Raw genomic sequence first — 6,762 nt, 5'->3', positions numbered from 1 at the left:
TCAAGGCATTCTGGAAGCAGCGTCACCTGCTTGCGATCTTCGCCTTCTATGAATCGCTTCATCCGGTCACCCATGCTGAATGAGTTAATCCAGTCTAGGCGATCAACGCGTTTTCACACAAGCTCGAACCATATTGGGGGCCTCGGTCGTAGAACTTATACAGTTGTGGTCGCAATAAACCCGGGTTTCCTGAACTCAAGGCAACAATATCGGCCATTTTCCCCGAAAAAGGAAGGACATTGCGGAGTGAGCGCAAGAGAAGGAAGATCCGTCATAATCTTTGAGCTTGCCCCTGAAAAACGTATCCCTTGCTGAGGTTTAAACTGCAGCAAGGAGAAACTAAGATGAGCCAATTGAAGCGTGCGCGGTACACCCTGGAATTCAAGCTGGAGGCGGTGCGGCTGGTGAAGGCCGGGCAGAGCCTGGCAGCGGTGTCGGCGATTCTGGGGGTGTCGAGCCAGACGATCTCGAACTGGGTGCAGGCAGACCGAAAAGGAACGCTGGTCGGCCCGGGTACGAAGCCGGTAACCGAGGAGCAGATGGAGCTGGCTCGACTGCGTGCGGAGAATGCGCGACTGAAGATGGAGCGCGACATTCTAAAAAAGGCGGCAGCGTACTTTGCGAAAGAATCGCCGTGAAGTACGCCTTTATCGAACGGGAGCACAAGCGCAGGCCGGCGTCGCTGCTGTGCGAGTTGCTGGAGGTCACCAGCGGCGTCAGCGGGCTGCAGCGGGCCGGGAGAGGCACAGCCCGGTACGAATCAGCGACGATGCCTTGCTGGCCAACATCCGCGCGATCCATGCGCAGGTCAAGGGTGAGTACGGCTGGCCGCGCATGACGAAAGAACTGGTTGCACGTGGTGTGCGCGTGGGTAAGGAGCGGGTTCGCAATCTGATGGCGCGGCACGGCATTCGTGCTCGGCACAAGCGCAAGTTCATCGCGACGACGAATTCGTACCATAACCTGCCGGTCGCGCCGAACTTGCTGAAGCGTAACTTCACGACGAGTGCGCCGAATCAGGTCTGGACGAGCGACATCACGTACTGCGCGACTGCAGAAGGCTGGGTTTATCTGGTGGTCATCATCGACCTGTTCAGCAAGCAGGTGGTGGGCTGTCGATGCAGCCTCACATGAAGGCCGAGTTGGTCACTGACGCGCTGCGCATGGCATGGTTCAGACGGCGTCCGCCGCCGGGCCTGATCATGCACAGCGACCGGGGCAGCCAGTATTGCAGCGGGCTGTTTCAGGACACGCTGAAAGCATATGGCATGCGTTCGTCGATGAGCCGCCGTGGCGATTGCTGGGACAACGCGCCGACCGAAAGCTTGTGGGGTTCGCTGAAAGTCGGTCGCCTGCATGGTCGGCACTTCGCCACAAGGCGCGCGGTGATGGACGAAATCGTTGATTGGCTGGGTTTCTACAATGCCCATCGGCTACACTCGACGCTCGATTACGTCAGCCCTCTGACGTTCGAGAAGAACTGGCTCGCTGCCCACCGAGCCGCCTGAATTCCCTCGGCTATGGGATACGTCAAACAGGGGCAAGGTCACGGCGGAGCATAACGATGCGGAAAGCGCTTCATACGCATGACTCGTAAGGCTTCTTGCCGTTCCCGTACCCACTTTATAGCCGCGTGTCCGATCTTGGCGTTCGTCTAACCCGCTCCAGCAGCAGCCGGCCAGCGTCCGCATAGTGCCGCTGCTGGACCATGGCATGTTGCGCCGCCGCCTGCAGATCGCGCAGCCGCCGCTGAAGGGGTGAAGATTCATAAACTGCAGCACCGCCGGCCAGCGCAAAGCAGGCATGTGCTGCCCGGGCACAGATCGTCGCAATCCAGGTTCCCGTCTGTATGCCCTGGGTGTATAGGGCTTGGCCGTTCAGCGTGTCGGCCACGGCGTGCCTCCAGAGACTGTCCACCTGAATCTGCATGGCCGCCCGCGCTGCACGCACATCTGCCTCAATTCGACCCAGTTCGCCTTGGAACATCTCCGAGTCGCGCATAGGAACCGGCGCTCGAAGTGGTTGCCGGCCACCGAGGGCGAGTTCGGCGACATCCCATAGCGCGCCCTCGGCGATGCCGACGCAGACAGCTCCAAAAAGCACCGACTGAAGGTGCCGCCACGCTTGATATAGCGGTCCCGGTTCGCATGATGCTCCATCTGGAAAGTCGAAAAAATTGGCCTCCGGCGCGACCACGTTCTGAAGGGCTGTGTGGTCACTGCCGGAACCTCTGAGGCCGGAGGCGTGCCAAGTGTCTTCAATTTGCCAAGCGGAGGCCGGCAATGCGACATACCGGACCAACGGTGGTCCGGCATCCCCTGCCGGACCATAGAGTGGTTTTCCGCCTTCCGACATGACACAGAGACCCATGATCCAGTCGGCGTTGTGGCAACAACTGGCGAACGGCCAACGGCCGCTGACCTGCCACCCACCTGGTACCCTTTCGGCGGTGCCTCCAGGCGTGGAGACACCAGCTATGATGACATCCGACTTGTCTTCATAGATCAGATCGCAAGTCTGTCTCGGCAATCGAGGAGCCATAATGGCCGATGCACTGGCGATCATCGCGGTCCAGCCCACTGAGCCATCGAGCCGAGCCAACGCGCTGATCACTTCCATTCCCCAAGGCAAATCTAGCTCTAATCCTCCACGACTGCGTGGCGCGAACATGCGGAACACTCCGATCAGTCGCAACTTCTCGATAAGGTCCGAGGGCATACGACGTTCGGTTTCGATCTCGGCTGCACGGGACAGAATGGCCGGAGCAAGGTCACGAATTGCGTCAAGCATCCACCCGGCCGCATTAGCCGAGATCCGCGGGACCTCGTCGCCAGTGGGGGAGGGGCTTGCGGTTTGATGTCCTTTGTGGGACGGACCATCTGTCCCGAGTAAAGGATCACTTGGCATCATCAGTTTCGGCATAGGTCTGATTCTTTTAATGAGTTCGCATGCCGTCTGCCGGAAACAGATAGAATGCTACGGTGGTCAGTTGCGTGCCTTACGTCGTTATAAGCCAACATTATGCTCGCGTGCCGCCTCTTGCTATTGACAACTCGTGGGACGGCTGAGGTCGATATGCCGGTGGTTCTGTGCCAGACAGCGCGTATTTGTGTCTGCCGAAAGCATCGAGCGTGGCCGTTGGCGCGAGCGCTGAGTCTAACCATGGATTTCTCCTCTTGTTTGCGTGGCGTGAGACGCGCAAGTGTCGTACCAATCCAAAAATGCTTGCCCAACAACGAAAACACTCCTCAACGCGTTGTTTCATTCCCGACATTGTCGAACATCTGGCAAGGTCCCACACGCGCGCGGTTGTTACCATATAACGGCCTTCCAATCCGCCGCCGTGAGATAGGACCAACGCGAACAACTTTGATGTCCATGTAGTGGTCCATAGTGGAGACGAGGCCCCGCGCCCTTTGCGGTATCGAGGGTCGTCGCTGTCGAATTGAATGTAGTTGGTGACGTTCATGCTTTTCACTCTTATTTAGTGGTAGCCATGTTCGTCCCAAAGGCACGGCGGAAAGCGGCGCGTACCGTAGGCTGGAGCGTGAGCGGCAAAGGCGACTACGAATTCCGACGTGAAGGCGAGCGCCATCCCCGTCAAACGCCGGACAGCCCGACAACGAAAAGGCTCACCGCGTCGGCGCCAAGTTGTCCCGTGAGGATAACGTCGAGGCGGCATCTGAAGGAAAGAGAACCAAGGCGGCGATCGCGACTACACCCTCTCGATCAGTAAGCTTGCCACTGTCACGTTGCTGAATTGGTCGAGTAAGATCGCGTGATGAAGGATGGAAAATCGCTTTATCACGGTTGTCGTCTTCCCTTGCGGTCATCAGCTGCGCGGTGTGGCGGTACTACCTGTTTCAGTTGAGGCTGCACGACATCGAGGAACTGCTGTTCGAATCCGAGGTTATCGTCAGCCACGAAACGGTCTGCACGCCGGTGCGATAAATTCGGTGCGTGTTTCGTGCACCGTGTAAGCGGCGCGTCGTGAGCCTTAGCCTCTCGAACTCGCGTGCCCAGTGACGCGCGCCGGGTCAGCTGTCCATCCCGATAAGACAAGGAGGTAAAGATGCCACACCTTCAAGCAACCGAGTGCGGCGAATTTCCGGGCCTACCAATTCGGGCTTGCCGGTCGCCGGCAGCGCACAGACATTCGTGGCCAGATCAAAATCCTAGCTTTACGATTGCCGTGGACTGCCCCTTCGAGGGAGTTAATAGAGTGCGAGAACCACATCGTGGCGCCTTGATGCCATCGCCCGCAACAGGCACCTGATTGCGGACGAAGCCCCTTTCATTCGGGCTTGGCCTCTGTGGGCATGCCGCGAAATGCCTTGAGTGCCCGCACGTGAGAAGCCAGCAGCGTTTCGATACGCAATGTCGACGACGACTCCGCGCAGCTGACGCGGCTTTAACTCGACGTCGCAATGAACGCGGCAAGCATATCTGATGAAGTCGGGCCTGAACCCCGGACCGCCGACGCTCGTCGCCTAAGGCCCTTAAACCCGTCAACCGTCGCGGAAGATGAAGCTGTACGCGCTCAACGCCGGCACGCCGCCCAGGTGCGCATACAGCACGCGCGAGCCGGCCGGAAATTCGCCGTTACGTACCTTGTCGATCATGCCGTGCATCGATTTCCCCTCGTACACCGGATCGGTCAGCATGCCTTCGAGCCGCGCGCACAGACGGATCGCCTCGAGCGTGCCGTCGTTCGGCAGACCGTATTCCGGGCCGCCGTAGCGTTCGTCGAGCACGATGTCCTTCGCGGTGATGTCGCGGCCCAGCTCGACGCTCCCGGCGGTCCGCTTCGCGATGCGGGTGATCTGCTCGCGCGTCTGCGCCGGTTTCGCCGAGGCGTCGATGCCGATCACCCGATCGGCGCGGCCGTCGGCGGCGAAGCCGACCACCATGCCCGCCTGGGTGCTGCCCGTCACCGAGCACACGACGATGTAGTCGAACCTGAAGCCCAGTTCGGCTTCCTGCTGACGCACCTCTTCTGCGAAGCCGACGAAGCCGAGCCCGCCCAGCGGATGATCCGAGCAGCCGGCCGGAATCGCGTACGGCTTGCCGCCGGCCGCGCGCACGCTGTCGAGCGCGTCCTCCCAGCTCTTGCGAAAGCCGATGTCGAAGCCGTCCGGCACGAGTCGCACGTCGGCGCCCATCATGCGCGACATCAGGATGTTGCCGACACGGTCGTACACCGCATCTGGGTAGTTGACCCAGCTCTCCTGCACGAGCACGCACTTCAGGCCCAGATGCGCGGCAACCGCCGCGACCTGGCGCGTCTGGTTCGACTGGATGCCGCCGATCGACACGAGCGTGTCGCAGCCCTGCGCGAGCGCGTCGGGGATCAGATATTCGAGCTTGCGGGTCTTGTTGCCGCCGAACGCGAGGCCGCTGTTGCAGTCCTCGCGCTTGGCATAAAGCTTGACCTTGCCGCCGAGATGCTCGCTCAGACGGTTGAGCGACTGGATCGGCGTCGGCCCGAAGGTGAGCGAGTAGCGGGGGAATCGTTGCAGGTTCATCGGGGCTCCGTGGCGAGTGATTTCCGTGAGTTCATGGTAACAGGCCAGTTCAAAGATGTGACTCCTCTTCTTTGAATATGTTCCAGCAGATGAGCGAGCAAGCAAAAACTGACGAATGCTTGCTTGATAATATGGCCGCGACGGTCGATGTCGGTACGACGACGTCGGACGTTGCAGAGCCACGCGTGAGTCCGTGCTGCCAACCAGCGGGATTTGCTGAGACCGCTACCATCTTCGGTTCTTCGTTGTCCAATCACTGGCTTTATGCTGCGATCATGCAAGTGTTGGCGATTTGTCGGTGTGGTAGTCGCGATCGCCGCAAATGACCGCGGGCCTACGAAATGTTCTGCCGCACGCGATGCGTCGGGTTTGGCCCGGATTTTCGCTGCCTTCGTCGCAGTCCCTGCATTTTCGCCGTCATGTGTTCTGTACGTTTCGAATCCAGCGAGGCGGGCACCAGAAATAGTGCTACAGCCTTTTGACAGGTTTTCTTGCTATCGCTCTCGGCGTCGACGGGCATCTTACGTGTTAAGGCGACGATGGGGCGCGGATGACATGCGCATCGGGAGTTACACTGTTTCCCATTTCGAACGATTGATCGTTTCGCTATGTGCGAATTGTCGCCTTATCCACCGGCGCGGACCGAGAAGTCCGTGTTTTTGAATAGCCAGGATATTCGTTTCAAGGTGTATTAACTCGGCAAGCCGTGCAATGCTGTTTGTGTTCGCTGGGCGATATGGCATAGTGCGGCTTACTCATCCTATCCAAAGGAAAACAAGCATGGCTACGCTGGAAGCCATCCAGGCAAAAATCGCAAAGCTCCAAGCACGGGTGGCAGCGTTAGAGAAGAGAGATTCGGCAACAGCGATCGGGAAAATCCTCCGTATGCTGGAACAGCACTCTCTATCTATTGCTGATATTGAGGCGTCTTTGGACAGGCGACTCGGCTGCAGACCCGGCGCGACCGCACCGGCGAAGCGGGAGGCATCGGCAACGAAGTACGCCGACCCAAAGACGGGCACCGGCTTGGATCGCTAAGGTAAAAGACCGCACCAAGTTCCTGGTGACGAACACTACGACGAACTCAACAGCGACTGCTCAGAAAACGCTTAGAGGGTGTTAGGCACTTTATGTCGGACCTGGTATCCTGGCGGAATGAAAAAACGCAGGCCTTACCCAACGGATGTATCGGATGAAGAGTGGTACTTCGCCGCTCCGTACCTGACCTTGATGAACA

The 6,762-nt window shown here is 59.0% G+C and carries 3 protein-coding genes and 4 pseudogenes; 4 read left to right on the top strand and 3 right to left on the bottom strand.

The features are described from left to right. Positions 1–344: 344 nt before the first annotated feature. Positions 345–1,508 (top strand): annotated as a pseudogene (locus AB3X86_RS37515) (IS3 family transposase). A 115-nt stretch (positions 1,509–1,623) separates the two neighbouring features. Here AB3X86_RS37515 and AB3X86_RS37510 read toward each other — a convergent pair. Further along, positions 1,624–2,790 (bottom strand): acyl-CoA dehydrogenase family protein, encoded by a 1,167-nt coding sequence (locus AB3X86_RS37510; RefSeq protein WP_368599824.1) that lies wholly within the window; start codon positions 2,788–2,790, stop codon positions 1,624–1,626. Positions 2,791–3,781: 991 nt separating this feature from the next. On the opposite strand from AB3X86_RS37510, the pseudogene AB3X86_RS37505 reads away from it, so the two are divergent. Then, a pseudogene (locus tag AB3X86_RS37505) lies at positions 3,782–3,967 on the top strand (IS6 family transposase); the annotation flags it as partial. 73 nt (positions 3,968–4,040) lie between these two features. On the opposite strand, the pseudogene AB3X86_RS37500 reads toward AB3X86_RS37505, so the two are convergent. Beyond that, positions 4,041–4,166, bottom strand: a pseudogene (locus AB3X86_RS37500) (IS110 family transposase); the annotation flags it as partial. 342 nt (positions 4,167–4,508) lie between these two features. Further along, entirely contained in the window at positions 4,509–5,525 is a 1,017-nt protein-coding gene (locus AB3X86_RS37495) for a 1-aminocyclopropane-1-carboxylate deaminase (protein WP_368599823.1), read from the bottom strand. A gap of 780 nt (positions 5,526–6,305) precedes the next feature. On the opposite strand from AB3X86_RS37495, the gene AB3X86_RS37490 reads away from it, so the two are divergent. After that, positions 6,306–6,563 carry an H-NS family nucleoid-associated regulatory protein gene (locus AB3X86_RS37490; protein ID WP_368599822.1) on the top strand — a complete coding sequence of 86 codons (258 nt, stop codon included), beginning with the start codon at positions 6,306–6,308 and terminating at the stop codon, positions 6,561–6,563. A gap of 117 nt (positions 6,564–6,680) precedes the next feature. After that, a pseudogene (locus tag AB3X86_RS37485) lies at positions 6,681–6,762 on the top strand (IS5/IS1182 family transposase); the annotation flags it as partial.

Origin of the sequence: Paraburkholderia sp. BR14374 (genome assembly GCF_040948685.1) — a bacterium.
GTDB lineage: Bacteria > Pseudomonadota > Gammaproteobacteria > Burkholderiales > Burkholderiaceae > Paraburkholderia > Paraburkholderia youngii.
Note: the sequence above shows the minus strand (reverse complement) of the source record. Positions and strands in the feature narration are given on the sequence as shown.

What these genes read in the sequence shown, in the direction of transcription:
- AB3X86_RS37495 (WP_368599823.1), bottom strand. Translation starts at nt 5,525, where the DNA reads ATGAACCTGCAACGATTCCCCCGCTACTCGCTCACCTTCGGGCCGACG.
- AB3X86_RS37490 (WP_368599822.1), top strand. Translation starts at nt 6,306, where the DNA reads ATGGCTACGCTGGAAGCCATCCAGGCAAAAATCGCAAAGCTCCAAGCA.
- AB3X86_RS37510 (WP_368599824.1), bottom strand. Translation starts at nt 2,790, where the DNA reads ATGCTTGACGCAATTCGTGACCTTGCTCCGGCCATTCTGTCCCGTGCA.